This is a genomic window from Alkanindiges hydrocarboniclasticus (genome assembly GCF_001982605.1).
GTDB lineage: Bacteria > Pseudomonadota > Gammaproteobacteria > Pseudomonadales > Moraxellaceae > Alkanindiges > Alkanindiges hydrocarboniclasticus.
Genome location: NZ_MLCN01000004.1, coordinates 40,501 through 65,559, shown reverse-complemented (window position 1 = coordinate 65,559; position 25,059 = coordinate 40,501). Strand labels below are relative to the sequence as shown.

Sequence of the window (25,059 nt, the reverse complement as noted above, 5' to 3'; positions counted from 1 at the left end):
GCTTTTAAAAAATTTTATTGTAGAAATATGGGCGTAAAAAAAGGGGCATTTGCCCCTTTTTTAGATAGTTCTATTGTCTTTTTTGAACGGTGCAGCCTAGAGACGTATTAACTTGTAATGTCCCATAGTCTAGATTCGCAGCACGTTTTTCAGCATCAGTGACAGGTTCCAGCTTATCATCTTTCGTTTCAGCTTCTGCATTGGCTGCCGCATACTCAACGCGCAAACGGGTATAACTATTGTAGGTATTGGCCCAGATTGCAGGATTAGTATCACTATCTCCCAGCTCAGCACTGGTTGCGTTAATTGAACCCCGTTGACCGGCAGTCACATTGCGAATACCTGCCAGATTAATTTTAATGCGCTCGCCAATACCCACCAAACTGCCATCCAGCGCACCAAACTGTTCACCGGCTAAAATAATACTAGGGCTAATATAAAAGTCATTGCCATCAGTACTTGGATAGGCCGCGCGAATTGTTCCAATGGTTTTTTGTGTAAAGATATCACCATTACTCTGTGTGATTTCAGCACCGCATGCTGCTGGAGAATTAGCAAAATCTGTCGTACGACTTACATCAGTCGTAATATCACCATTAGCTAATATGGCAACTGGCAGCGTTGCCGATTTTGCACAGGTTGCACAGTCTTTTGTGTATTCATCCCGATAATTAAAGGTCATCGTAGCATATAACGGGAATTGATAGGTCTGACCTGATGAAACCAGTTCTTTGACGCGCCATACCGCCGGATCCAGATACGTATTTACAGCCCCACGCTTAAATACTGTTGCTGTACCACTAAAGTTAGTACCGCCAATAGTATTTTTTTGCTCCCAAGTGCCTAGCTCACTGTTGTCTTTAATGGCATCAATACTATAAAGCTTGTATACATCAGCTGAACCCAGTACCGCCAGATCACGGATTAATTTGCCATTCACAAACCGGAAAGTATTATCCTTATATTCATTAGCCTTTGCAGAATCATCGGTATAGGCTTTAGGACCAATATTAAAGATGAAATTATTGAAGCGATTGGTATAGGGATTAAAGATGTTAGCATTATCCGCCAAGCGCATTTTTGAGTATTTATTCTGTAAATAAATGGCATATCTGGTCAGGTCTGTCGAAGTCGGTGCTATCCACTCTAATCCATAGCCTGTATGTTCACCAGAACGATCTGTCAGGGCAAACATGGCAACTGTAGCACTGGTATTACTACCATTATTACCTGATACACCAAGCTTTAAATCCACACCCGTATTTTGAAAAAGACCCGCATCCAAGGTTGGAGTAGCAAAAAACACGCCTGAATTCTTGGCCAAAATTACTTTTTCCAGGCGACGCTTGGCCTCAGCCGTAGAAATCAGTGTAATTTTCTGTGCCTCAAACCAAGGCTTTGTTTTACTAATAAATGTAGTGTCCTGAAAATCCTTTGCAGTCACATCTTCAGTCATTTTTTCAATATCAGCTTTAACTGGTGTATCGATATAAACGCGGTTCACAGGAGCCGTATCTACATAAAACTCATTATTGCTGGTATAAGCCTTGGTCGGATCTGCGCGATTACTACGGGCTATTGATTGCAAGAACTGGCTCATATTAATTGCCGTTTTTGCTGCTACACTTTCATCCAGACTGCTAATGCTAGAACCAGTAATGTTCTCAGCCAGATCCTTGGTAGTAATACGAATCAGCGAAGTATCCTGTACTTCGGAAGAAATGGTATTGCGAACTGGCTTAACAGCAATTGTCCCTAAAACAATTTTACGCGCACCCTCAGCTGCTTTTAAATAAAAAGTAACATTCGAGTCTACCGGACAACGGGCTACACCGGTATTGCTGGTAACGCTACGGTACTTACCACACTCATAATTCAAATTTACTACAGGGGTATCATCAAATACAAGGTTAACACAGGTAGTATCAGAGCTTGCGCATTCAACAACGGTATTACCGCCACTTCCCCCTGCGGTAGGGTCTTCATTAATAGAATTGCTTCCGCCACCGCAAGCACTCAACATCAAACAAAGGCTGGTTAGTGCAAAAGGAAATTTTGAAGCCTGATAAAGATTTCGCATTACAGTATGTCCAATTAAATAAATAAGGCTAACGAATTGGCGTCAAACGAACCTGTCCTTTGTTCGTTAGTTGTGTTTCTGATATATCCGCTGCTGCTTCCAGAGGGGTAAACAAAATATACCGGGTATTTTGTGGTATATGCAAATATCCTTGTATTGCCTGATGCATGGTAACAGTTGGTGCTACTGTTGCCTGATAAAAAGCATTCACCCCTTCCATAACACAACCTTTATCATCAAGAAATATTGGCAAAGGCCAATAAAACTTTGGACTGCTCATGTTATTGGCATAGGAGGTTAACTGAATATCATGAATAGGCTGTTCAAGCTTGGCAACCACAAAATCAAACTTAGGTTCAAAACCAGGCCTAGGCCAGAAATCCAGATATTCATCCTGCTTAAAAAGCTTGGCATCTTTAAGCTGCTTTTCAGTAAAGCAGGTAGTACCAGTCAGGCTAATAATTTGCTCTTTTGGAATGCGCTGATAGTTTTTGGATAAGTCAACCACTTGTGGTTTTTCAATTTTTTGTTTGCGAAATACGGTCATATCAACCCCTTTTTCGCGTTCTAGCACTTCATTGCCACCTATCCCATCCGGTAAATTATAAAATCTCTTTTTACCTTCCAGATTAAATTCTCGCTGCTCAAGATATTCACTATCAATATACTGTTCACCGTCAATCACCGTTATAGGCTGAGTAACTACTTCTGATGCTTTAATAGGTGCTTGCGGTACCTCTACTGATTTTTTAGAGGCTGTTTGCTGTGTATCTACATCATTTTTTTGCTCACTGGCCTTCCTCGCCACAGCGGGCGATACCTGTGCCTGAGTGACTGTTTCACTGGCCGATTGTGGAGTAGCCAGATAAGGCTGCTCATGAACAATGACTGCATTAGAAGATACGGATTTAGCCTGTTCTTTTGATAACTTAGTGTTGGTATGAGAGGTAATTACTGGCGTACTCTGCTCAGTAATTTTTTGCTCATCAACTTTATCACGCTTGTTTTTACCAAACAAAGACCATTTTGAGCGTGACTCAGCTTTATTATTGTCTGCTTTATTCTCATTTTTACTTGCAGCATTACGGTCTATAACGATCATTTGTCCATCAGGACCGACAATAGTGTAAAAACCGGAGCGTTCCGTATCTGCATGGCAAAGGCTGATGCAAAGTAAAGTGAGTGCACCAGCAGCGACAGGCTTCCAGATCATTATTGCCATTTAAAATACCAATTACCATTTAGTACGATAGGCTATACCAAGAATAGTGACTTTTGTATTGGTTTTTACATTTAATCCAGCATAGGGGTTTAAAAGCAAGTTATTGACACCCGTCTGGTTAGCAAGACCACTGGTATTGGCAGGAATATTATCGCGGCTACGCAAATGCATTACCGTTAAGTCAATATCAGTATCCGGGTCAAACCGGTAACCCATACCAGCACCAAACATTTGTGCATTATTAATAGGGACTAAAGTATTACGCCGGTCATCAGGGATCGCGCTCTTACGCGGCTCATAGCCTAACCGTAATTTTAACCGGTCTGTTGCACTATACTCCATACCAACGCCCCAGCTCCAAGGGCTGCGAAATTTCAACGGCAAGCTTAAACTAGTTGCGGTCACATCATTGGATAATAACTTTGCAATTTGTAAGGCCGATACCTGACGATCAAACTTGAATCTAAAGTAATCCCAGGCAGCATAATCCGTCCAGCCAATATCAAAATTTAGCTGTAAATCCGGCAATACTTTGTACTTTACCCCTGCCTGAAAGTGAGCTGGATACTCTAGATCCATGGACACCTTGCCGGTTTCTGAAGGCGGTACATAAGATGGAAAACCCAAAATAGCTTGCAAAATGGCGCCAGTTACTGATGAACCCAGTGCCCGAATAAGCTCCTGACCACCGCGACCATTTTCAATCGCATAGTCGCCTTTAAGCTTCATTTTGCTATTGCTTTGGTACACCATCCCAAAGCCAAAATCGTCGCTTGGCTCCCACAACAGACCCAGATTATAAGAAGGTGATAATGTTTGCTCCAGTGCGACTTCCATTGAGCCAAAGCTCTTGAAAGGGCCTACCCCTTCCTCAGCATTACACATACCAAAAAGCAGCAAGTCACTGACGATATTGCCATTTTCCTGAAATGGCCCACAGACATCTTCATCAATTAAACGTAATACACCAATTAACTCATTAGGGAAACGTAAGTCAGTTTTCAAGGCAATGGCCTGATACGACATACCAATGGAAGCCCCTAACGATAAATTATCGTTAACCTTATAAGCAGCAGACGGCGATAAATAGGTAATACGCTCAATGGCAACCTGCTGACCCATAAAATTGCCTGGATCGCCATCAGCAGAACCAAAACCAGCAACCAGCGGTGCATATAGTGCAGAAGCATATGTAATTTTTGAGCCTGGTGGCTTATAAGCAGCGCCAGCTAATGGAGCAGCCAGTGGCAAACCCTGTGGCCAGTTCACCATTTTTTTAAGCACAGGGACATACAGGCTGGGATGATCAACCTTACTTACTGCATAGTCCTTAAAATCACTACAAATTTTTTGACCAACTTCTGCTATGTCATTACAAATGATTGGGTCATCAGAATAACCAAAAACGTTGTAACCAGCAGGGGCTTCAAATTCACGGCGGATATTAAAATCAACCAGCAGACCCTGAACATCAGTTTGCAAGCCTTCAATTTTAGTAAGGCCTGCCGGGTTAAAATGAATTGCACTGATACCTGGTGGATCCGCAGTAACCGCATTACCCATGGACAGAGCACGGATATCAATAGATAAGTTCTGTCCTAGCTGAGCATGGCTTAATACCGGCATACTGGACAGTATGATGGCATAAGCTAAAGGTTGTAGACGCAAATTCAACTTCATACCATTATGCCTCAGCGGGTTTCACGACCAAAACCCAGAAAATCCAGTGGGAACGAAAGTCCCAGAGAAACGTCCGGGGCATCTTCTGTCAAGCCAAAACCAACTGAACCATTGACGATAGTTTTTGGTGAAACACGTACACCCAGTGAGAAACCTAAAGAAGCACTGGTTTGATCAGCAGGTGAGGACACTTCACCGCTAGTAAAGGTAAATTCACTATTGGTTGAGAAGCTTTGCTGATATGACATGGTTAAAGACACATCATAGTTAAACGAATAGGCAAAACCAAAAGCTATACCGCCGCTAATGCCGGGTTCAAACTCATCCAAAATCCGGCTGCCACGCACTTGGTCTAGCCCTGATTCTTTAAGCCCATAACTTGCTGAAGCTGAAGCAAATAATACGACTGGATCAATAAATTTACGAGTACTGGCACCGCCACCTATAGAATAGTAACCCTTACCAGTAGATAACCCACGTGCTGCGTCAATTTCATAAGGACTATCGCCAGTTTTGGTAGACAAGCTGCCAAACAGGATTAATGGCAAGCGCCCTGCTTTTAAGGGAAATGGCTCCCAACGTGCACCAAAGCTAATATCACCCAAGCCTGCTGTTGTTTCATCTTTTAGGTTATCACTTTTGGCAACCAGTGGTAATGAAGCAGTTAAGGTCAGGTTATCCAATAAGCCGTACTGAAAAGTAAACGTATTGGTAATGGTATGTTGTGCATCTTCCTCTACTCTTAAGCGAGTCAGGGTAGAGCTACTATCACTTAATGCCAGATCAAGACGGCTATCACGGTAATAGGTATAGTCAACGTCATAAGTTGCCGAATAGGATCCACGTTTAGACAGTGAATATTGTTGCTCGGAACGGGTAAAAACTTCTTCAAGATTGCTTTTGGTAGTTGCGTCATCTGCTTTTTGTTGTAGTACGCCTGCTGCATTATTCTCAGGCACCATTGAAGGTGTTTCTGATGCTGAATTGGTTGCCGTTGTATCAGGAGCGGTACTTGCTGTACGCTCATCAATGGTTGTAACAACAGCACTTTCAGTATCTGGATTGTTGTCAGCGGTTAATGGTGCTTCTACCTGCGCACGACTTTCAGCAGCTACAGGATCGGTTGTCCCTTCGACAGCTGAAGGTGCAGCTGTAACCTGAGCATTGACGTCACTGGCATTATCTTCTGCCGCATATACATTTACGCCAATCATGGCCAGACCAATACTTAAAGACAATATTGACCGATTCATCCATTGTTTCTGCATGACTATAATCTACCTTGAAACAGTTATTTTAAATTACACCAATACCCAAGCTTAGAATTTACTAGCCAGTATTACTTACGCTTGTAATAGAGCCGCATATAGGTATCAATCGGCTTCTGATAATTATCAGAATTCGGGTCGTCATCTAGTACACGGCGCATGGTTGCAGCACGATCAGCATTTTTTTCCATCATTAATGTTGGATAGCGCACATCTACAAATGCAAAGCGATCAATAACACTGTCTTCTACAATACGCATATCACTTTCCTGCAGCGCCAACAAACCTGGAAGCTCACGCCCGACAGGAGGCTCAATGATAAATAATGTATTGTTATCCCAGATTTCCTGAAAGTGTTCAGCACTAAAACTTAAATTACCTAAAGCCGGATCAGCAACAAATACCCGTCCATTACGATACGCCTTAAAAACCACAAAGTGCTTAAAACCCGCATAGGCAATAGGTACAATAGCTGGCTTATCAAGTTTCGCCAAATCAGAGAATTGTCCCTTGAAGCCCCCACTGTTATAACCTAAAGCAGTAACAAAACGCTTCATGTCCAGTAGAGAGAAACTTCGACGCTCTACAATACGGTCATATTCTCCATAGCGCATCAGACCATTCATGGTCTGCTGTTCATTCAGTTTTTCACCAATATAACCATTTAACAGCGTAGTCAGGGCAGCAGAACCACAGCTATAGTCATAAACCTGCTTTACAATGCCACGAAACTGCTGCTCAATAGCAGGTTTAACCTGCACCGGATTTTGATGATATTTACCGTAGGAATAGTAGCGGGAATCTGCAACTTCTGTGTAATAGACAGAACCTGCGGGCTTATCTGCTACCTGTAGAGCTTCGGTCGCAAAATGATAAATCAGAGCTGACCCTAGTGTGATAATAAACATAGCGCACTTTTTCTAATTTTGGATAACCCGTTCACTGGGCTACCATGTCCTATTAAGAATACGACTTTAGGTTAATAAGTCGCCATCCATGTGATTTACAAGATACCGTGTTTTTGTCACAAATACACTAAATTTTTTTATTTAATTTGCACTTTTACAAATTAAATAACCCTAAAATTATAAGCCCTTAACATTCACTTTTAGATTAGTAACACTGGCCCCTACAACACCTATATTACCCATTGAACCATTTTTTAAACCGCTAAAAGTTCCTGCAGCTTGGGCACCTTCAGCACCTGCAACAATATTACCAATTACCAGATCAAACTTATCTGTTGCACCTACTTTCCCAAAAGTTAAACCCTGATCATTAATATCACCATAAAAACCAGCAAGTCTTATTCCAGTAGCTGCATTTGATGCAGTTAAATTTAAGTTTAACTTCAGGCTGCTTTCTCCAGTTGCCGTTGAGTTATTTGATATGATCTGTATAGGATCTGTTGAACTGGTTTTGATATGACTAATACTACCTCCAGTAAAAACGAACATATGTCCTTGAGATTCTGCACCTAGCTGAAGATTAATTTTTACAGGATCATTTTCTTTAAATAATACTTCAATACCATCTGTACCAAACCTAATCAACTCAGTAACACCTGCTCGCAATGTACCAGCAGCACCACCAAGTACTCGAGGCGAATTATAAATGGAAGTTTCTCCTGTCGCCAAATAGACTGAAAACGGATTAATTTTCAACCGGCGCATATCGGTTGGTAGTGCAATTTCTGCATTTAAAAGCGGATTAGCTCCACCATCGGTATCTAATTTAATTGAAATAGGCTGAGCGGTTATAGAAGTACCCGTTGCATCACTAAACAGACGAATACCTTGTGTAGAGTTATAAGTTTTCGGAGCTATAACCAAAGAGGCAGAATTGCTTGCCCCTGTCATCCCATCTGTGTCAATTAATGCTGCTTCGCTAAACGTTATTGTTGAATTAGGAAGTTTAATATCAATTGTGACACCATCCTGGCCAGTCTGCTGCGCCAGATCAGCATCATCCAAAGCTTGTAGTGCCCAACTATTAGATATTGGTAAGAATGCTATAAGCAATATGGACTGAACATATTTATTCATCATTCGACCATCCTGATCCTTTAAATTGCACTTTATAGCGCATTAATAAGTGAACACTCTAACAGATACAAAGAAATTGTACAATTTTCATGCAACTGCTAATGGCCGCTAATAGTCAAAGAAGATCCTACTAGTTTGAGACCTCTTAATTCTGCATTACCTAGCGCTGTAGCACTATTTGATAAATCACCTAATCTCAGGTCATTAAGCTGAACATCAACCCCATTGCCACCTTGTATGACATCAATGACCAAACCTGTAGAATTAATATCTACAGCAATACCTTTTATTGTTAAATCGTTATTTGCAGCACCAGTATCTTTGATACGGATCTGGCCTATTCCTATGCCATAACTATTAGTACCAGTTGAAGCTGAACCATCTAAAAGTCCAAAATTATTAATTCGTATGCCTGATGCAATTGTACCAGTGGCTAATATCATATGACCTTGCGCTTCATGACCAAGCTGCATATTCAAATTTAACCCATGCAGCTGAATTTGCATGTCATTCATTATTTTCTTATTATTGATTATATTTCCAGCACCATCACTTCCTGCAATAGATATATCACCCGTACTAATTTCCATCTGATCAGGTAATTGAATCCCAATATTAAGCATGGCATTATTAGTACCAGTTCCACCATCAGCATCTATAACAATGTTTGTTGTACCTCCATTAATTCTAAAATTAGTGGCAGCATTACCATCTCCAAGAATCAGGCTACCGCGAGCAGCATCAACACCACGCCCAGCCCAACCATCGTTATCATGCCATAATACTCGTGCTGAAGTACCTGAATTAATGACGCTGATTTTAATTCCATCTTGTCCGGTAGACTGGCTTAAGAGTTGATCAGTAAGTGCTTGCATAGCAAAAAGAGAGTGACTAGCGCCAAGCAACGTTAGCAATGCAAAAATCTGATTTACCTTCATCATTCTAGTCCCTTTTTACTATTAACAATTGCTTTACTTCATGTAAAGTTACGTCACAACCAAAAACCTCCCAGTGAAAAATAAGGCGACAACTAAGCCGCCTTATATGACCCTAAACTTTTAAAAGATTAGTGACCACGAATCGCTAGTTGTGTACCACCCAACTGCAAACCGCGCAGCTCAGCATTACCCAAAGAGGCACCAGTATTGCCACCAAGCTTCAAGTTATTCATCTGTACATCCATACCGCCAGAACCAATAGAGTTCACACCTACAACCAGACCGCGATCATCAGCATCAACAGTGATGTCACCTAAAGTCAAGTTGTTAGTATTGGTATCTTTCAATACGATATCTGCAAAAATACCACATTCAGAGGTACAAGCACCTGCTGCTGAAGCAGAGTCAATCAAACCAAAATTCTGTAGCTTAATACCGCCAGTAACTACACCACCAATTTTAATCATTGAACCTTGAGCTTCATTACCCAACTGCATGTTTACATTCAGGCCAGCCAGTTCAATTCTGGTATTATTGAAAATCTTTTTCTGGTTAGTTAAAGCACCACCAACACCTGATGAACCTGCTACAAACACTTCGCCAGTTTCAACTGCAAAATTAGTTGGCAATGTTATTTTAACATTCAGCAAAGGATCATTAGCTGTGCCGCCATCAGCATCAATATCCAAAGTAATTGCAGTACCTTCAATTTTAAAGTTACCAGCTGTAGTGCCATTACCCATGACAATAGCACCTGCATTACCTGCTACAGCACCTACTTTCAAACCATCACTATCATGCAAAATAGCTTGCGCATTAATGCCAGTCGAAGGCAAGTCTAACTGAATAGTTACACCATCTTGACCTGTAGTTTGGCTCAGCGCTGCATCATCAAGCGATTGCATTGCAAAAGCACTGCTGCTCATTGCCATTGCAGAAACCAAAGCAAGTTTTGTTAAAGTTTTCATCGTATTGTTCCCTGTTCCCTTGAAGATAAGACCGATTACCAAAAATCAAGTCAAGAAGGCCGACAATATTGCTATTGTCGGCCTGTAGTCGATTAGTGACCAGATACCAGAACGGTAGAGTTAACCATTTCCATACCTTGGATTTCTACTGAACCGATTGATGCAGCAACATCGCTACCTAAACGCACTGCGCTCATGTAGATGTCATTAGCGCCTGAAGATTTAATGGCCAGACCATTGGTAGTTACACCAATTTTGGTATTAACAGTCAGGTTGGCACTATTAGCAGAAGTAACTTTCAGGGAGTCGATACCAATAGAACCGCCGCCCATTACAGAATGATCCTGTAGATCAATACCAGAAATAGTCAGACCACCAGCAATAACACCGTTAGCCCAAATCATAGCACCCTGAGGAGCATCAGCACCCAGTTGAATATTCAGTGCACTTGGACCCACTTTAATGTTCATGGCGCCTAAAATTTCAGTTTCTGCACCAGCACCACGACGAGCACCAGTCATGGTAGAGGTATCATTTGAAGCAGCAACTGCGATACCACCAACATTGATATCCAGAGCATTATTGATCATGTTAACGTTTAGTACAGCATCACCACCGTTAGCATCAGTATCAATGTTTACGCGAGCCAGCGCGCCACCCAAGGCAGCAGGAGCTACAGCAGTATCAACTTTAACACTGATATCATTAACTACGATTGCACCAGCAGTAGCAGTACCACCAGCCAAGGTAGCAGTAGTTGGGCTGATTGTTGCAGTGGTAGAAAGACCATCATTGTCATGGATTAATAACTTACCAATTTTAACTTCATCAGTCATAATTGTTAAAGTAATACCATCTTGACCGGTAGTTGCACTCAGGGCCGAGTCATCCATTGATTCCATTGCCATTGCTTGACCGCTGATAGCTACTGCGGAAACTAAAGCGAGTTTAGTAAAAAGCTTCATTGCACTCTCCTACGAGTATAAGTTTTGTTTTGCCGCTACTACCCTGTACGGTGATTTGTATCCAATGCATCCTTACATGGTATTCTTGTAGCTAATCCTGCACAGCAAAATTACAATGCGTATGGATTGTGTGCAAGTGCTTTTTACTACTTTTGTTTAACATCCGATAAACGGTAGAATATTAGCTCTAATCATTAATGACCATTTTATCTATAGAATTAATTATTAAAATCAATGTTTTAATAGCATTAATCACCTTGATAAAACACCCATTTGGATACTGTTACTGTGATTGTTAGACAAGATTTTTGTATTGAATGTGATTCAATTCAAACTTTATCCACATATTTACAAAACTGTACTGGTTTAGTGTGGATTACACATCTTAACAACAAAGTCATGGGGATATTTCCTAAATGGCAAGCTGCTGCTTTATCAACATCTCAGACATTGTTAAGTCAAAGAAACGGTTTGCACCAAGATTCACGTTTGCTGGAAATTAATTATTTTTCTTTTTTAAAACAACGCTGGAATATTTCTCAATCTGCAAGCAATGATAACAGACCAAGAATTGACAAGAGTTTTTATGGAGGCTTGCTAGGATTTATAGGCTATGATCTGGCTGCCTCCCAATCTATTCCGCTGCCAAACCTAGCATCACCTGCTGCAATTATGGGTGATTATGATATTTTCCTAAAACAGGAAAATTCTAGTTCAGGAAAAAATTACTGGCAGCTTTATGGGCCGGATTTACCCGAGTTGCAGGAAGTATATAATCACATCAAAGCTCTTTTAAGTGACTTGAAATTAGAAAATTATAGTCAGGTTCCTTTTAGTTTGACTACACCCTTTCAAGCTGTATGGCAATTGCAGCAATACGAGCAAGCATTTTATAAAATTCAGGATTACTTAAAACAAGGTGACTGCTATCAGGTCAATTTAACCCAGCCATTTAAGGCTGACATGCAGGGAAGCTTAATTCCTGTCATAGATGCCTTGATGGATCTGACTAAAGCTCAGTATGGCGGTTTTATTAAATATAATGATTTTGAGTTGTTAAGTTGTTCACCAGAATTATTTATTGAGTTTAATACCAATGGCGAACTGATAACAAAACCCATTAAGGGAACACGTCCCCGTCATCAGGCTTCTGGAGTTGATGAGCAGCTGAAACAACAGTTAATGGAGTCCGAAAAAGACCGGAGCGAGAACCTGATGATTGTGGACTTGCTGCGTAATGATCTTGGTGTTTATGCCCAGACTGGCAGTGTAAGGGTACCTGCTCTGTTTAAGGTTGAAAGTTTTGCGCAAGTGCATCATCTGGTGAGCGAAATTCGGGCCACGCTTAAGGCTGATGCTTCGGCACTGGATGTGCTGTTTAGTGCCCTGCCCGGTGGCTCCATTACTGGTGCCCCAAAAATCCGTGCGATGCAGATCATTGATGAGCTGGAAGCTGAAAGCCGGGGGGCCTATTGTGGCAGTATGGGATTTTTGAACTATGACGGCACAGGCAGCTTTAATATTTTGATCCGTAGTTTGCAAAAACACGGAAATACTTTAACGGCTTGGGCAGGTGGTGGGATTACCATTGCCTCAAATTGCGACGATGAATATCAGGAATGCCTTGATAAAATTGGCGCAATTTTAAACTGTGTTAATCGCTTGGGTGAGCGAGAATAGCCATAACCGATTAAAGTATGCACCAAGGTTTTATTTATATGATTTCTTTAAAGCTATCAACTTAGAGCAGACAATTCTTTTACTCTGTTCAAAGGATTATCTGCCCTAAACCTTACTGTATGACTTCTTTTAAGCGGTCAATCAGGCGTTGCTGCTGCGCCGTTGTACCAATAGTTATGCGCAAAAAGTTATGAATTTTTGGCTTATTAAAATGGCGCACAATAATGCCGGTTTCACGTAATTTGCCAGCAATTTCTGCCGCAGAATATTGCTGATGCCGGGTAAAAATAAAGTTGGCTTTGGATGGCAATACTTCAAAACCTAACTGGGTTAACTGTGCGACCAGTTGCTCACGGTTATTAATAGTTTGTTGGCTTGTCTGTTCAAAGTAGGCCTGATCCTCGAAAGAAGCCACGCCCCCTGCAATTGCCAGCCGATCCATAGGATAGGAATTAAAGCTGTTTTTCACCCGCTCCAGTGCGGCAATTAAATGCGGCTGGGCAAATGCCATGCCGATGCGTAAACCTGCCAATGCACGGGATTTGGAAGTGGTCTGGCACACCACCAGATTGTCATATTGGTCAATGAGGCAGGTTGCGGATTGTCCACCAAAATCAACGTAGGCTTCATCTACCACCACCACGCTGTCCGGATTTTGCTGCAAGATAACTTCAATTTTGTCTAAGGGTAAAAATACGCCAGTGGGTGCATTGGGGTTGGCAAAAACAATACCGCCATTAGGCTGCTGGTAGCCGCTGACATCAATAGAAAAATCGGCAGCCAGTGGGACTTCAACCACCTTTAAATTAAAGAACTGTGAGTAGACTGGATAAAAGCTGTAGCTGATGTCCGGATATAAAACCGGTTTGTCCTGAATAAAAAATGCCTTGAAAATATGCGCGAGGACTTCATCCGAACCATTACCCACAAAAATCTGCTCGACTGGAAGCTTTTGCTGGATTGCAATGGCATGCTTAAGCGCGCTGGCATCCGGATCTGGATACAGACGCAAACTGCTGCCCATACCTAAATTTGCCTGCTCGCTTAAAGCCAGCATAATGGCTTCTGCTACTTTGGGAGAAGGCGGGAAAGGACTTTCATTGGTATTGAGCTTGAGCAGGTTATCCAATTTGGGCTGCTCACCGGGCACATAAGGCTCTAGAGTACGAACCTCTGGACTCCATAAGCGTTGTAAATGCAGGCTGATTTGCTCAGTGGTCATGCTTTGTGTCTCTAAATATTTTTAATTAATGACGCTTTAAGCCCCCAGCCTCATTAATACAGAGGCAAGGAGTTTGATAAATGCTGACTAGGTACGATAGCGTGCTGATCTTGCATGCGCATCCAGCCCTTCTTGCTGGGCCAGCACATCAGCGGCTTGGGCCAGTGACTTGCTACCTTCTGGCGAGCAATAAATAATGCTGCTGCGCTTCTGGAAGTCATATACCCCTAAAGGTGAGGAAAACCGTGCGGTGCCTGAGGTTGGCAACACATGGTTTGGCCCGGCACAATAATCGCCAATGGCTTCCGGACTATAGCGTCCCATAAAAATGGCACCGGCATGGCGGATTTGCGGCAGCATTTGCTCTGGTTCATCCATGCATAATTCAAGGTGTTCCGCTGCAACCTGATTAATCAGTTGAATCGCTTCAGCGCGATCCTTGACCAATACCAGTGCGCCACGATTTTGCAATGAGGTACAGGCAATTTCAGCACGCGGCAATGTGGCCAGATGAGCATCAATGGCCTGCGCTACCTGTTCCAGCAACCCGGCATCGGGCGTAATGAAAATGGATTGCGCCACTTCATCATGCTCGGCCTGTGACAGCAAATCCATGGCCAGCCATTCCGGGTTGTTTTGTCCTTCGGCATACACCAGAATTTCAGAGGGGCCAGCAATCATGTCAATGCCAACCTGACCAAATACAGCACGTTTGGCTGCGGCTACAAAACGGTTGCCGGGGCCGGTAATTTTATCGACCGGTGCAATGGTTTCAGTACCATAGGCCAGTGCAGCCACGGCTTGTGCGCCACCAATGGTCAGCACACGATGCACCCCTGCCAGATGCGCAGCAGCCAATACCAGTGGATTCAGTTCGCCTTTTGGCGCTGGCACCACCATAATAATTTCCTGCACACCGGCAACAGCAGCAGGAATGGCATTCATCAACACGGAGGATGGATAGGATGCCTTACCGCCGGGCACATAAATACCCACACGATCCAGTGGCGTGACTTTCTGGCCCAATGTATTGCCCAGTGCATCAACATATTGCCAGTCAGGCTGAACCTGACGCTGGTGAAACTCGCGAATACGGCCAGCAGCCAGTTCCAGTGCATCGCGCACCGTAGGATCTAGTTGCTCAAAAGCCTGCTGCAATTGTGCTGCTGATAGCTCTAGCTCATCAAAGTGCTGGGCGGGATGCTGGTCAAACTGCTGGGTGAGTGCCAGCACCTGGGCATTACCCAGTTCACGTACCTGGGCAATAATTTGATCAACAGTTTGAATTAACGCAGGATCGTTAACAGTTTCAAAGGCCAATAGCGCAGAAAGCTGCTGCTGAAAACTGGCATCCCCGGTTGACAAACGACGCATTGTCATCACTTCCACAATGATAAGCAAACCGATAGTTTAGCGTGTTTGGCTGATCTTGTGGCAGTTTTAAGCAGGATCAATGACAGGAAATTATGCATAAGCTTATGGATATAACCTATGCAGTATAGTCTGTCCAAACCTACTAGACAGACTTGGCTGCAACCGCCTGTTCGAGCTGTGCCAGAATTGGCCCTAATACCGCCTGCTTACGCTTAAAGCTGGCTTTGTTGACAATCAGGCGTGATGAAATTTTGCAGATTTCCTCTAATGGCTCTAGTCCATTGGCACGCAAGGTATTGCCGGTATCCACCACATCCACAATCAAATCACCAAGACCCACCAATGGTGCCAGTTCCATGGAACCGTACAGCTTGATCACGTCAACCTGCTCGCCTAAACCGGCAAAATACTGACGGGTTAAATGAACATATTTGGTGGCAATTTTTAGGCGGCCTGCCGGACGCACTGCGCCGACCTTACCGGCGGTCATGAGGCGGCAACGGGCAATTTTTAGATCCAGCAATTCATAAACATTATGTGCGCCATGTTCCATCAGCACATCTTTGCCGGCCACACCAATATCAGCTGCACCATTTTCCACATAGGTGGGGACATCACTGGCCCGCAGGATCAGAATGCGCACATGGGGATGCGTTGTCGGGAAAATCAGCTTGCGTGAATGCTCTGGATCTTCCAGCAGGGCAATGTTGGCATTGGCCAGCAGTGGCAATGTTTCCTTTAAAATACGGCCCTTGCTTAATGCCAGCGTTAAGCCATGATCAAAATTACCTAGTACATCTGACACAACACTACCCTTCTTATTCAAATTGGCATGATTCAAAGCGACTGCATTTGAACATAGCGATTAAGCCTTAATCCGCTGGATATTGGCACCCAAGCCTTGTAGTTTGGCTTCCAGTTGCTCATAGCCACGGTCAATATGATAAATCCGGTCAATGCAGGTTTCGCCATGAGCGGCCAGTGCTGCAATCACCAGTGAAAATGAAGCGCGCAAGTCAGTGGCCATCACCGGCGCAGCCTGCAAGGTTTCAACACCAGTCACCACGGCTTCAGAACCATTCACCTGCACTTTTGCACCCAGACGTGATAATTCCGGTACATGCATAAAGCGGTTTTCGAAAATGGTTTCCAGTATGGTGCCCGTGCCTTCAGCAATGGTATTCACTGCCATTAGCTGGGCTTGCATATCAGTTGGAAACTGCGGATGTGGCAAGGTTTCAAAGCTAACTGCATTGGGACGTCTGCCCTGCATATCCAGCTCGACCCAGTCCGCACCACGATTAATAATCGCGCCCATTTCCTCAAATTTTTCCAGTACTGCTTCCATTAGGGTTGGATCAGTATGGGTCGTGCGTACACGGCCGCCAGTAATGGCAGCTGCAGCAAGATAAGAACCGGTTTCAATCCGGTCAGCCACGACCGCATAGGTACAGCCGGTCAGTGCTTCAACGCCATGCACAGTTAAAGTGCTGGTGCCAATGCCTTCAATCTGTGCACCCATTTTTACCAGTAGATTGGCCAGATCAGTGACTTCCGGTTCCTGCGCAGCATTTTCAATAATGGTGGTTCCTTTGGCAATGCTGGCTGCAATCAGGATATTTTCCGTCCCACCCACAGTCACCATGTCAAACTTGACCTGTCCACCATCCAGCCTGCCGTCTTTTTTGGCATACACGTAGCCAGCTTCCACATCAATTTGCGCACCCAGTGCTTCCAGTGCTTTTAAATGCTGGTCAACCGGACGTGAACCAATGGCACAACCTCCGGGCAGCGAGACCTTGGCCTCACCATAACGGGCCAGCAACGGTCCCAGCACCAGAATGGACGCACGCATGGTTTTAACCAGCTCGTACGGGGCAAACTGGTTACTTAAGGTAGAGGTATCTACCGTAACCGTATCACCCTCATAATGCACAGTAATGCCAAGCCCCTGAATCAGTTTGATCAGGGTAGAAACATCTTTCAGGCGTGGTACATTGGTTAAGGTAATTGGTGTGGTTGCCAAAAGTGTGGCAGCCAGTAAAGGCAGCGCGGCATTCTTGGCACCGGAAATGCGTACTTCGCCTTCAAGGCGCTTGCCGCCAGTAATTAAAAAACGATCCATGCTGTGGTTATGCTCCAAACAGGCTGGCTTTGCGCCACTCTTCCGGGGTCATGGCACGAATTGTTACCGCATGCACGGCACCGCTGGCAATCTGTTCATTAATAGGTGCATAAACCGCTTGCTGACGTGCAACCGGACGCAGACCTTCAAATTGGGCATCGACAATGCGCAAGTCAAATTTGCCAGCCTGTCCGGTGACATGAACTTCAGCTTGAGGAAAAGCCGCCTGTAAAAGCATGGCAAGTTGGTCGCTATTCATTGCAAACCCCTGGAATGAAGAAACTGTAATGGGAAAATTTTAAAATAGATAAAAGATTGGGCGAAAGGTTACTCTGCCCAATCCAAAACGTCCAGTGTGCTATACCATTTCTATAGGTTTTTGTCGGTTTTAAAGCCCAGATACAGGTCTAGGCTGTTTTTAAGCCAATAAACTGATCCTTGTGTACAAAATTGGGTTCCTGCCCGTCTACATGGTCACAAATCAGCGGTTTCATGTATTTCATTTCTACATCACCATAAATGGTGGCAAAGGCTACATCCTTGGCATCTGTACCTGTACCAATGCGGACAATTTTTTCAATGGGTGCCATACGGGTGGCGTCAAACAATACCCATTGGTTACCCACATAGGCCTCAAACAAGGCATGAAAATCCGGTGGTGGTTCCTCAAATTCGGCATAACCAAACACAAAGCGCGCCGGAATATTCAGGCCACGGCACAATGCCACACCCAGATGGGCAAAGTCACGGCAAACACCGGCACGGTTGGCCAGTACATCGCGTGCGGTAGTCGATGCATGGGATGAACCAACCTCGTAGGCAATATTTTGCTTAATCCAGTCACATACTGCTTCAACCCGGTCAAAGCCCCGTGGAATATGGCCAAACGTACGCTGTGCCATACCGCTTAGCAAATCAGATTCACAATAACGGCTGGGCAGCAAATAATGCAGTACCTCAGAAGGCAACTCGGCAATGTCCATTTCACGGAAAGCCGGGTCACGGTAAGGCATGTCAACACTCACCCGCGCCCGATAGCGCATTTCAATCGGACCTTCTGGCGCACTAAAACGAAATAGCCGGTTAAGCTGCTTTTCGTCTTCGTATTCGTGTATCTCCAGATGCGAGGAAACTTGTAGTACTTCCTCATGAATGGTTTGCCAGGGATGATGCGCCACCTGTATATGAAAAATAAATTCCGATGGCTGCTTGACCTCGTAACCAAAACTGCAATCAATATCAAACGTGTACATGGTTAAAACCTAAAAAATTTTATTACGTTATCTGTGCCTGAAATTCTAGGCTATAAAGTCATCAATACTGGTTACAAGCTGTACAGTCCAAAGCCGGGTTGTGTGAGAAAAGCGTGCTTCACGTAACTAGTTTAAGCGTTTGTTAAACACATCCCTGCAATACGCTGCACTGAAAAAAATAACAATATGAATTTGATAAAACAGCTCTGTCACCAAAATTACAGGGCTAAAAAAAGGGCTTGTGATAAGCCCTTTTTTCTACGTGATCACCTGATCTTTAATAACGCGACATCTGGCGCTCTTTATGGCGCTTGACCTGACGATCCAGTTTTTCGGATAGCATGGCAATGGATGCATACATGTCATCGGCACAGGCCTGTGCAAACAGCTCAGCACCCGGTACTCGTAAAATGGCTTCTGCCTTATGGTTGGACTGTCCTTTATGGCTGCAGTCAGTATGATGATTATCTAAAGATAAAACCACCTGCATACTATTAATATGGTCAAAATGGCGCTCGACACGCGCAAATTTTTCAAGAATGCTGGCTTCAATGGCAGGGGTTACAGTAATGTGGTGTCCACTAATTTTGATATGCATAAATCCATCCTCGCATTAACTATCGTTAATTAATCGAGCGTCCCCATAAGCAAACGGCGGCCTTTTTTCCAAAGGAAAATAGGTCGATTTGAACCTGATGGGAACAAACTCTTCGCCTTGCAGAGATACGGCTCATGATTGCAATTTTTTGTTAAAAATCAAAGAGCAATCTAGAGTCGGACGGTACATGTCACCCCACTGGTGACACCTTTAAATAATCATATTCACAGGCTTAAAGCAAGCGTTTTCGCTCGCTGGATGATGGAATATTTAGCGACTCGCGATACTTGGCTACTGTGCGCCGCGCCACATCAATTCCCTCGGCCTGTAGCTTCTCGGCAATTGCATTATCAGACAATGGCTTACGTACATTTTCTTCCTGAACCATTTTTTTAATCATGGCACGGATGGCCGTGGATGAGCACTCCCCGCCACTACTGGTGCCCACATGACTTGAAAAGAAATATTTCAGTTCAAACAGCCCACGGGGTGTCAGCATGAATTTTTGGGTAGTAACGCGTGACACAGTGGATTCATGCAGGTCGGTTTCTTCGGCAATATCACGCAGGATCAGCGGTTTCATGGCCTCGGCACCGTGCTCCAGAAAATCACGCTGATGCTCAATAATACAGGTGGATACTTTTAATAAGGTCTTGTGTCGCTCATCCACACTTTTAATAAAGTTACGTGCTTCCTGCATATGCAGGCGCAGGTATTGGTTGTCGCTACTGCTGTCTGCACGGCGAATCAGGCCCGCATAATAAGGATTAACTCGTAATTTTGGCAAAATATCGGTATTGAGCTGCACTTCCCAGCGGTTATTTTTTTTACGGACAATCACATCCGGCACCTGGTGATCACGCTCGGGATCAGAAAACTTCTGGCCCGGATATGGATCAAGACACTTGATCAGGCATAGGGCTTCTTTTAATGCTTCCTGTCCCAACTGGGTCTGGCGCATGAGCCGGTTAATGTCATTGGCAATTAGCAGCTCATGATGCTGCAACAGCTTCAAGGCTTCCTGACGGCAGGGTGTGTGTTCAGGCAGGTTTTTAAGTTGTAATAGCAGGCATTCCTGCAAGCTGCGAGCACCCACACCAGCCGGTTCCAGATTCTGGATGCGCTTTAGTACCACATCGACTTCTTCAAGCTCAATGTCATAATCCAGCAATTCAGCCGGGTCCATGTCCTCACTTAACAGGCCAAGTGATTCCAGTTGCTGCAAGGCGGCTTCCTGCACTTCTTCAAGACTGATCATCAGGTAGCCACGCTCATCGATGCCGTCGATGATACATTCGGCAATCAGGCGGTCTATGGGGCTAAAATGGGCAAAGTTAACCTGCCAGCGCAAGTGATCCCAGATGGAATCCTGACTGGTGCGATTGTCTTCCCGTTCTTCAAATTCCGGAGTAGCCAGCGCCGTGGACTGGTGGGTAAAAATGTCATCCCACTGGGTATCTACCGGCAGCTCATCATTCAGCTGGGTGGCCTGCATCTGTTCAGTCAGCGTTGCTTCATAATCCAAAGTATCCATATCGGCTGAATCCGCAGTGCTCTGGTTTGCAGATACCTCGGCAGGGGGCTGATTGTCTTCATTTGGATCGATGACTTCCAGTAAAGGATTACTATCCAGCTGAACCTGAATCTCCTGTTCCAGCTCAAGCGAAGATAATTGCAGCAGTTTAATAGCCTGTTGCAACTGGGGTGTTAAGGATAGTGACGCAGAAACTTTCATCCCCATGGATAGCTTCATACTGATGTCCTGTTTTTAGTATGAGTTTTTATTATAACCACAAGGCGAAAGCAAAAGGGAAAGCAAATTTTATGCCGCAGCAAAAATACCCGTGCCTACAGTGGCTTAATTGCACAATAAACGCACGCAACTCCTTACATAAAATTTATTTATACATCAAACAGTAATCTGGGAGTATGATGGGAATATGCTATAACAGGCTGTCTAATAATTTACAACAACTGCAAAGTGCCTTACTCTGCCGTGAAATAAAGTTAGGAAGATTCGGTATATGACGACTGCAATTGCCCGCTGGTTCAGTATTGCTGCCATGAATGCTGCACTGGTTACACCTGCATTGGCAATCGATAATAATGTAGAGGAAAATCAAGCCCCTGCTGATAACGCCACAGTAACAAAAAATGTAACGCCTCAAACACTGACGATTAGCGAAGTTATTCAGTCACCTGTTCAGCCGAGCAATCCTGACAATACCCAGATTAATGTCTACGATGACCCCTTTACCTTTAATGCGTTGAGCCGGATTACGCTCAAGCAACTTCGGGTTGATGCCAATGCCAGCCAGCCTGATGTAGTCAAAGACCCGTTTCAGCCGATTAACCGCAAGGTTTTCCAGTTTAATTCCAAAGTTGATCAATATGTTTTGCTTCCCGTAGCAAAAACCTACAAGAACAACGTCCCTGCGCCGGTTCAAACAGGTATTGGAAACTTTTTTTCCAATCTGCGCGAACCGTGGAATGCGGTTAACCACCTGCTTCAGGGTGATGGCACATCATCCTATAAAAGCCTCGGTCGTTTTACCGTGAATACCTTTAGCAGCCTGGGACTGGCTGACCCAGCCACCAAACTTGGCTTTGCCTCACAGGGCAATGAAGACTTTGGACAGACACTGGGTAAGTGGGGGGTTAAATCAGGGCCGTTTCTTATGCTGCCTGTTTTAGGCCCGTCTACTTTACGCGATAGTGCTGGCCGCATACTGGATTCATTTGGTCGGCCAGTTCATTATCTGGATCAAAACTCCTTTTACTGGAGTTTAAATGGCGTCGAAGGAATTGATGCGCGAGCCAGATTTGTCGGAGTAGAAGATCTGGTCCAAGGCGACCAGTATGCCCTGTTGCGCGACCTGTACCTGCAACGTCGGCAATACCTGATTTCAGGTAGTGAACAAAATCCCAAAGTTGATAATAGCTTTGGCGATGAAGATGCCAGTTTTGGTGATGCCCCTGAGGACAGAACGGCTAATGGCAGCAGTGCTGACAGTAATATGGACCAAAACATGGATCACAATTTTGGTGATACTGCACCGAATCTCACCCCGGATTCAGAGCAGCAGCCAGTGCCTGCCGCCAACAATAATCCCGATGCGGATGCCGCTTTTTAATGTTTTACTTCAATCAATCAGTTGCCTAATACAATGCTTGTCATTTATAAAGCTGACCTGTCAGCAGAAATTGCCCAGCTCCAGCGGGCACTGCCTAGTTTGCAGCAAATCAGGCTTGATGAGCTGTCCACGGTTGATGACACGCTGGTGGTTTTTTCAGACGTTGAAACCTTTTTAAACCAGCAGTGGAGAAATCCAACCATTGTGCTGGCCAGAGCCGAACAAGGGTCGTTGCTGGCGCGAGCCTGGCAAAAAGGCGCGCTGGCGGGCTGGATCTGGAATGAACTACCCGCCCAGCCGGAAGAAGTATTTAAACAACTGGATTTACAGTACAAACGTAATCAGGACAGTCGTGACCTGCCTGCTGCAGCGCGCCTGCAACAGCGTATGTTACCCCGCCCACTGGCCATTGATGGTTACCAGATTGAGCAATTTTTTCAACCCGCTGCCTTCTTGTCGGGTGACTGGTTTGATTACTGGCAAGTGGATGATCAGCAAATCCTGTTTTATCTGGCTGATGTGGCCGGACATGGCGTTACCAGTAGCCTGCTGACCTCATGGATGGCAGGTTTTCATGGCCGTGCCTATAGCCCGATGCAACTGGTCACCAAGCTGAATAACAAGCTGGTAGCCCAAAATGCGGAAAAACACATTACGCTGGTTTGCGGCCTGCTGGACTTTAAGACGCATGATATCGAATGGTGCAGTGCCGGGCATTATCCCCCGCCAATTTTGTTGCAACCTGGTCAGGAACCCACGATTTTAACCACCAGCAGCTTGCCGCTTGGACTGACCAGTGACCTCAAGATTCAGACCCAGCATTTGCGTATGCAACCGGGCGCACAATTAATTTTTTGTTCGGATGGCGCGCTGGAATCGTTTAAGGGCGGCTTGAATGAACAGTTCAATCAGCTTATAAAAACGCTGCAAAAAGATGGGCTTAAGCCACCAGAGCATGTGCCGGATGACATTGCCATTTTATGTTTTTCACGCAAGTAAGCACACTTATTAGCCACGCTTAAGGCGGTAATTACCACTAGCTTACTTGCCGAAGTGCATGAGCTATGGGATAATTATTACTCCCCGTATGAAAATGGCATGTTTATGTCAACTGGTCATATTGAATATGCAGGCTTGGATGGCACCCACGTATTCAAACTTATTGGTGAAGTCCGAGCGACCGCTTGTATTAGTCTTGATCACCTATTAGATAAAATAGAACAGCAAACTGACATTAAAGGCGCACTGGTTGATTTAACCAAGGCAACCTTTATTGATAGTACTGTGTTGGGAATTTTAGCGAAACTGGGTTTAAAGCTACAGCAAATTCATGATATTCAGGCAGTAATGATTACTACCAATCCTGATATTACTACGCTGGCCAACAGCATGGGCTTAAGTCAGGTCTTTGTCATGCTTAACTGTCTGGCTGATGCATGCTGTACACAGGTATTGCCGGAAGAACACGGTGATCACAGTGAAATGCTGCATACCGTACTGGAAGCACACCGAACCCTCATGTGCCTAAATAAAACCAATCATAATATGTTCCAGCCACTGGTTAAACAACTCGAACAAGAAGAACAACGCCAGCAGCAAGCCGCCCAGCAGCTTTCCTCAACGCAGTTTCATTAAACCTGTTACCCCATGACTGGTTCCTTTCAAGATAGCTTGCCTGTTTTTGCAGTGGCGCAAATGAATTCGCAGGATTCAATTGACCAGAATCTTGCCAATGCAACGCTATTGATGCAGCAGGCTGCCACACAACAGGCTTCCCTGCTGGTTTTACCCGAAAATTTTGCCTGCTTTGCACCGGGACAACAAGCCACAACTGCCGAGCGCTTTGATGAATTGCAGCAGCAGCTTCAACAACTGGCAGCAACGCATGGCTTGTGGCTTGTAGCAGGTTCAATTCCCTGTCCGTACCGTCCCAATGGACAACCCGTGAGCCATGGTCGCGTGCGCAGTACCAGTTTGCTGATCAGCCCGGATGGCACCACAGCCGCCCGCTATGACAAGATTCATCTGTTTGATGTGCAGGTTGGCGACAATACCGGCAGCTATCAGGAATCGGCAACTTTTGAACCTGGTGAAGCTGTAGTAGTGGCCAGCACCCCCTTTGGCCGTATTGGTATGATGGTGTGCTATGACCTGCGCTTTCCAGAGCTGGCGCTGGCCTTGCGCAAGCAGGGTGCTGATGTGTTAACTGCGCCATCTGCCTTTACTGAAATGACTGGTCGTCTGCACTGGCAATTATTGCTACGCGCCCGTGCTGCTGATACCCAGTGCTATGTACTAGGGGCAGGTCAGCAAGGTACACACGGCTCAAGACAAACATGGGGGCACAGTGCAATTAGCAATGCCGCTGGGGAAATTATCGCTGAACGTACCGAAGCTGGTGCAGGCATAATAACGGCGGAGTTTGACCTTGCGGCTATCCAGCAACGGCGTGAATCCATGCCGCTGCTGCAACACCGCCGTCTTGGCTTATTAAAAGATTTCTAATT

The 25,059-nt window shown here is 44.6% G+C and carries 22 protein-coding genes; 5 read left to right on the top strand and 17 right to left on the bottom strand.

Going from position 1 to position 25,059, the window contains the following annotated elements:
• Positions 1-70: 70 nt before the first annotated feature.
• From filF to filA (BKE30_RS01755), 9 genes are all read right to left on the bottom strand, one after another.
• Positions 71-2,080: a putative pilus system protein FilF gene (gene filF / locus BKE30_RS01795; protein ID WP_076876959.1), complete on the bottom strand. Its 2,010-nt coding sequence runs from the start codon at positions 2,078-2,080 to the stop codon at positions 71-73.
• A 28-nt stretch (positions 2,081-2,108) separates the two neighbouring features.
• The gene (filE, locus tag BKE30_RS01790) at positions 2,109-3,302 is read right to left on the bottom strand and encodes a putative pilus assembly protein FilE (RefSeq protein ID WP_143253619.1); all 1,194 of its coding nucleotides are present in this window, start codon (positions 3,300-3,302) and stop codon (positions 2,109-2,111) included.
• A gap of 12 nt (positions 3,303-3,314) precedes the next feature.
• The gene (gene filD, locus BKE30_RS01785; protein ID WP_076876957.1) at positions 3,315-4,982 is read right to left on the bottom strand and encodes a putative pilus system OmpP1/FadL family transporter FilD; all 1,668 of its coding nucleotides are present in this window, start codon (positions 4,980-4,982) and stop codon (positions 3,315-3,317) included.
• Between the two features lie 11 nt (positions 4,983-4,993).
• Complete coding sequence (filC, locus tag BKE30_RS01780) at positions 4,994-6,250, bottom strand: putative pilus system protein FilC (protein WP_076876956.1); 1,257 nt, start codon at positions 6,248-6,250, stop codon at positions 4,994-4,996.
• A gap of 71 nt (positions 6,251-6,321) precedes the next feature.
• The gene (filB, locus tag BKE30_RS01775; RefSeq protein ID WP_076876955.1) at positions 6,322-7,158 is read right to left on the bottom strand and encodes a putative pilus system C39 family peptidase FilB; all 837 of its coding nucleotides are present in this window, start codon (positions 7,156-7,158) and stop codon (positions 6,322-6,324) included.
• Positions 7,159-7,335: 177 nt separating this feature from the next.
• Positions 7,336-8,298 (bottom strand): DUF6160 family protein, encoded by a 963-nt coding sequence (locus BKE30_RS01770; RefSeq protein ID WP_076876954.1) that lies wholly within the window; start codon positions 8,296-8,298, stop codon positions 7,336-7,338.
• 95 nt (positions 8,299-8,393) lie between these two features.
• Positions 8,394-9,236, bottom strand: coding sequence for a putative pilus system protein FilA (gene filA / locus BKE30_RS01765; RefSeq protein ID WP_076876953.1), 843 nt, complete (start codon positions 9,234-9,236; stop codon positions 8,394-8,396).
• 125 nt (positions 9,237-9,361) lie between these two features.
• Entirely contained in the window at positions 9,362-10,201 is an 840-nt protein-coding gene (filA, locus tag BKE30_RS01760) for a putative pilus system protein FilA (protein WP_076876952.1), read from the bottom strand.
• Between the two features lie 92 nt (positions 10,202-10,293).
• On the bottom strand, positions 10,294-11,166 hold the full coding sequence (gene filA, locus BKE30_RS01755) for a putative pilus system protein FilA (RefSeq protein WP_076876951.1): 873 nt from the start codon (positions 11,164-11,166) through the stop codon (positions 10,294-10,296).
• 399 nt (positions 11,167-11,565) lie between these two features.
• On the opposite strand from filA (BKE30_RS01755), the gene pabB reads away from it, so the two are divergent.
• A complete protein-coding gene (gene pabB, locus BKE30_RS01750; RefSeq protein WP_143253624.1) occupies positions 11,566-12,846 on the top strand; it encodes an aminodeoxychorismate synthase component I in 1,281 nt (426 codons plus the stop codon).
• Positions 12,847-12,958: 112 nt separating this feature from the next.
• On the opposite strand, the gene hisC is transcribed toward pabB, so the two are convergent.
• From hisC to BKE30_RS01710, 8 genes are all read right to left on the bottom strand, one after another.
• A complete protein-coding gene (gene hisC / locus BKE30_RS01745) occupies positions 12,959-14,068 on the bottom strand; it encodes a histidinol-phosphate transaminase (RefSeq protein WP_076876950.1) in 1,110 nt (369 codons plus the stop codon).
• 87 nt (positions 14,069-14,155) lie between these two features.
• Positions 14,156-15,442 carry a histidinol dehydrogenase gene (gene hisD / locus BKE30_RS01740; protein WP_076876949.1) on the bottom strand — a complete coding sequence of 429 codons (1,287 nt, stop codon included), beginning with the start codon at positions 15,440-15,442 and terminating at the stop codon, positions 14,156-14,158.
• A gap of 142 nt (positions 15,443-15,584) precedes the next feature.
• The gene (gene hisG, locus BKE30_RS01735; RefSeq protein WP_227518290.1) at positions 15,585-16,247 is read right to left on the bottom strand and encodes an ATP phosphoribosyltransferase; all 663 of its coding nucleotides are present in this window, start codon (positions 16,245-16,247) and stop codon (positions 15,585-15,587) included.
• Positions 16,248-16,307: 60 nt separating this feature from the next.
• Positions 16,308-17,567 (bottom strand): UDP-N-acetylglucosamine 1-carboxyvinyltransferase, encoded by a 1,260-nt coding sequence (murA, locus tag BKE30_RS01730; RefSeq protein ID WP_076876948.1) that lies wholly within the window; start codon positions 17,565-17,567, stop codon positions 16,308-16,310.
• Between the two features lie 7 nt (positions 17,568-17,574).
• Positions 17,575-17,826, bottom strand: a complete 252-nt coding sequence (ibaG, locus tag BKE30_RS01725) for a BolA family iron metabolism protein IbaG (RefSeq protein WP_076876947.1) — start codon at positions 17,824-17,826, stop codon at positions 17,575-17,577.
• 148 nt (positions 17,827-17,974) lie between these two features.
• Entirely contained in the window at positions 17,975-18,820 is an 846-nt protein-coding gene (locus BKE30_RS01720) for a transglutaminase-like domain-containing protein (RefSeq protein ID WP_076876946.1), read from the bottom strand.
• Between the two features lie 277 nt (positions 18,821-19,097).
• The gene (gene hpf, locus BKE30_RS01715; RefSeq protein ID WP_076876945.1) at positions 19,098-19,418 is read right to left on the bottom strand and encodes a ribosome hibernation-promoting factor, HPF/YfiA family; all 321 of its coding nucleotides are present in this window, start codon (positions 19,416-19,418) and stop codon (positions 19,098-19,100) included.
• Between the two features lie 232 nt (positions 19,419-19,650).
• Positions 19,651-21,171 carry an RNA polymerase factor sigma-54 gene (locus BKE30_RS01710; protein ID WP_076876944.1) on the bottom strand — a complete coding sequence of 507 codons (1,521 nt, stop codon included), beginning with the start codon at positions 21,169-21,171 and terminating at the stop codon, positions 19,651-19,653.
• Positions 21,172-21,442: 271 nt separating this feature from the next.
• Between BKE30_RS01710 and BKE30_RS01705 the strand changes: the two genes are divergently transcribed.
• The 4 genes from BKE30_RS01705 to BKE30_RS01690 all read left to right on the top strand — a co-directional run bounded on the left by BKE30_RS01705 (position 21,443) and on the right by BKE30_RS01690 (position 25,057).
• Entirely contained in the window at positions 21,443-22,552 is a 1,110-nt protein-coding gene (locus BKE30_RS01705; RefSeq protein WP_076876943.1) for an MlaA family lipoprotein, read from the top strand.
• A gap of 42 nt (positions 22,553-22,594) precedes the next feature.
• Entirely contained in the window at positions 22,595-23,551 is a 957-nt protein-coding gene (locus BKE30_RS01700) for a PP2C family protein-serine/threonine phosphatase (protein WP_406564652.1), read from the top strand.
• A gap of 105 nt (positions 23,552-23,656) precedes the next feature.
• On the top strand, positions 23,657-24,187 hold the full coding sequence (locus BKE30_RS01695) for an STAS domain-containing protein (protein WP_076876941.1): 531 nt from the start codon (positions 23,657-23,659) through the stop codon (positions 24,185-24,187).
• A gap of 36 nt (positions 24,188-24,223) precedes the next feature.
• On the top strand, positions 24,224-25,057 hold the full coding sequence (locus tag BKE30_RS01690; RefSeq protein ID WP_076876979.1) for a carbon-nitrogen hydrolase family protein: 834 nt from the start codon (positions 24,224-24,226) through the stop codon (positions 25,055-25,057).
• Positions 25,058-25,059: the final 2 nt, after the last annotated feature.

What these genes read in the sequence shown, in the direction of transcription:
- filA (WP_076876953.1), bottom strand. Translation starts at nt 9,236, where the DNA reads ATGATGAAGGTAAATCAGATTTTTGCATTGCTAACGTTGCTTGGCGCT.
- hisC (WP_076876950.1), bottom strand. Translation starts at nt 14,068, where the DNA reads ATGACCACTGAGCAAATCAGCCTGCATTTACAACGCTTATGGAGTCCA.
- BKE30_RS01720 (WP_076876946.1), bottom strand. Translation starts at nt 18,820, where the DNA reads ATGTACACGTTTGATATTGATTGCAGTTTTGGTTACGAGGTCAAGCAG.
- filF (WP_076876959.1), bottom strand. Translation starts at nt 2,080, where the DNA reads ATGCGAAATCTTTATCAGGCTTCAAAATTTCCTTTTGCACTAACCAGC.
- filC (WP_076876956.1), bottom strand. Translation starts at nt 6,250, where the DNA reads ATGCAGAAACAATGGATGAATCGGTCAATATTGTCTTTAAGTATTGGT.
- BKE30_RS01710 (WP_076876944.1), bottom strand. Translation starts at nt 21,171, where the DNA reads ATGAAGCTATCCATGGGGATGAAAGTTTCTGCGTCACTATCCTTAACA.
- murA (WP_076876948.1), bottom strand. Translation starts at nt 17,567, where the DNA reads ATGGATCGTTTTTTAATTACTGGCGGCAAGCGCCTTGAAGGCGAAGTA.
- filA (WP_076876952.1), bottom strand. Translation starts at nt 10,201, where the DNA reads ATGAAAACTTTAACAAAACTTGCTTTGGTTTCTGCAATGGCAATGAGC.
- filE (WP_143253619.1), bottom strand. Translation starts at nt 3,302, where the DNA reads ATGGCAATAATGATCTGGAAGCCTGTCGCTGCTGGTGCACTCACTTTA.
- ibaG (WP_076876947.1), bottom strand. Translation starts at nt 17,826, where the DNA reads ATGAATAGCGACCAACTTGCCATGCTTTTACAGGCGGCTTTTCCTCAA.
- filD (WP_076876957.1), bottom strand. Translation starts at nt 4,982, where the DNA reads ATGAAGTTGAATTTGCGTCTACAACCTTTAGCTTATGCCATCATACTG.
- hpf (WP_076876945.1), bottom strand. Translation starts at nt 19,418, where the DNA reads ATGCATATCAAAATTAGTGGACACCACATTACTGTAACCCCTGCCATT.
- hisD (WP_076876949.1), bottom strand. Translation starts at nt 15,442, where the DNA reads ATGCGTCGTTTGTCAACCGGGGATGCCAGTTTTCAGCAGCAGCTTTCT.
- BKE30_RS01705 (WP_076876943.1), top strand. Translation starts at nt 21,443, where the DNA reads ATGACGACTGCAATTGCCCGCTGGTTCAGTATTGCTGCCATGAATGCT.
- BKE30_RS01770 (WP_076876954.1), bottom strand. Translation starts at nt 8,298, where the DNA reads ATGATGAATAAATATGTTCAGTCCATATTGCTTATAGCATTCTTACCA.
- filB (WP_076876955.1), bottom strand. Translation starts at nt 7,158, where the DNA reads ATGTTTATTATCACACTAGGGTCAGCTCTGATTTATCATTTTGCGACC.
- filA (WP_076876951.1), bottom strand. Translation starts at nt 11,166, where the DNA reads ATGAAGCTTTTTACTAAACTCGCTTTAGTTTCCGCAGTAGCTATCAGC.
- BKE30_RS01695 (WP_076876941.1), top strand. Translation starts at nt 23,657, where the DNA reads ATGTCAACTGGTCATATTGAATATGCAGGCTTGGATGGCACCCACGTA.
- pabB (WP_143253624.1), top strand. Translation starts at nt 11,566, where the DNA reads ATGGGGATATTTCCTAAATGGCAAGCTGCTGCTTTATCAACATCTCAG.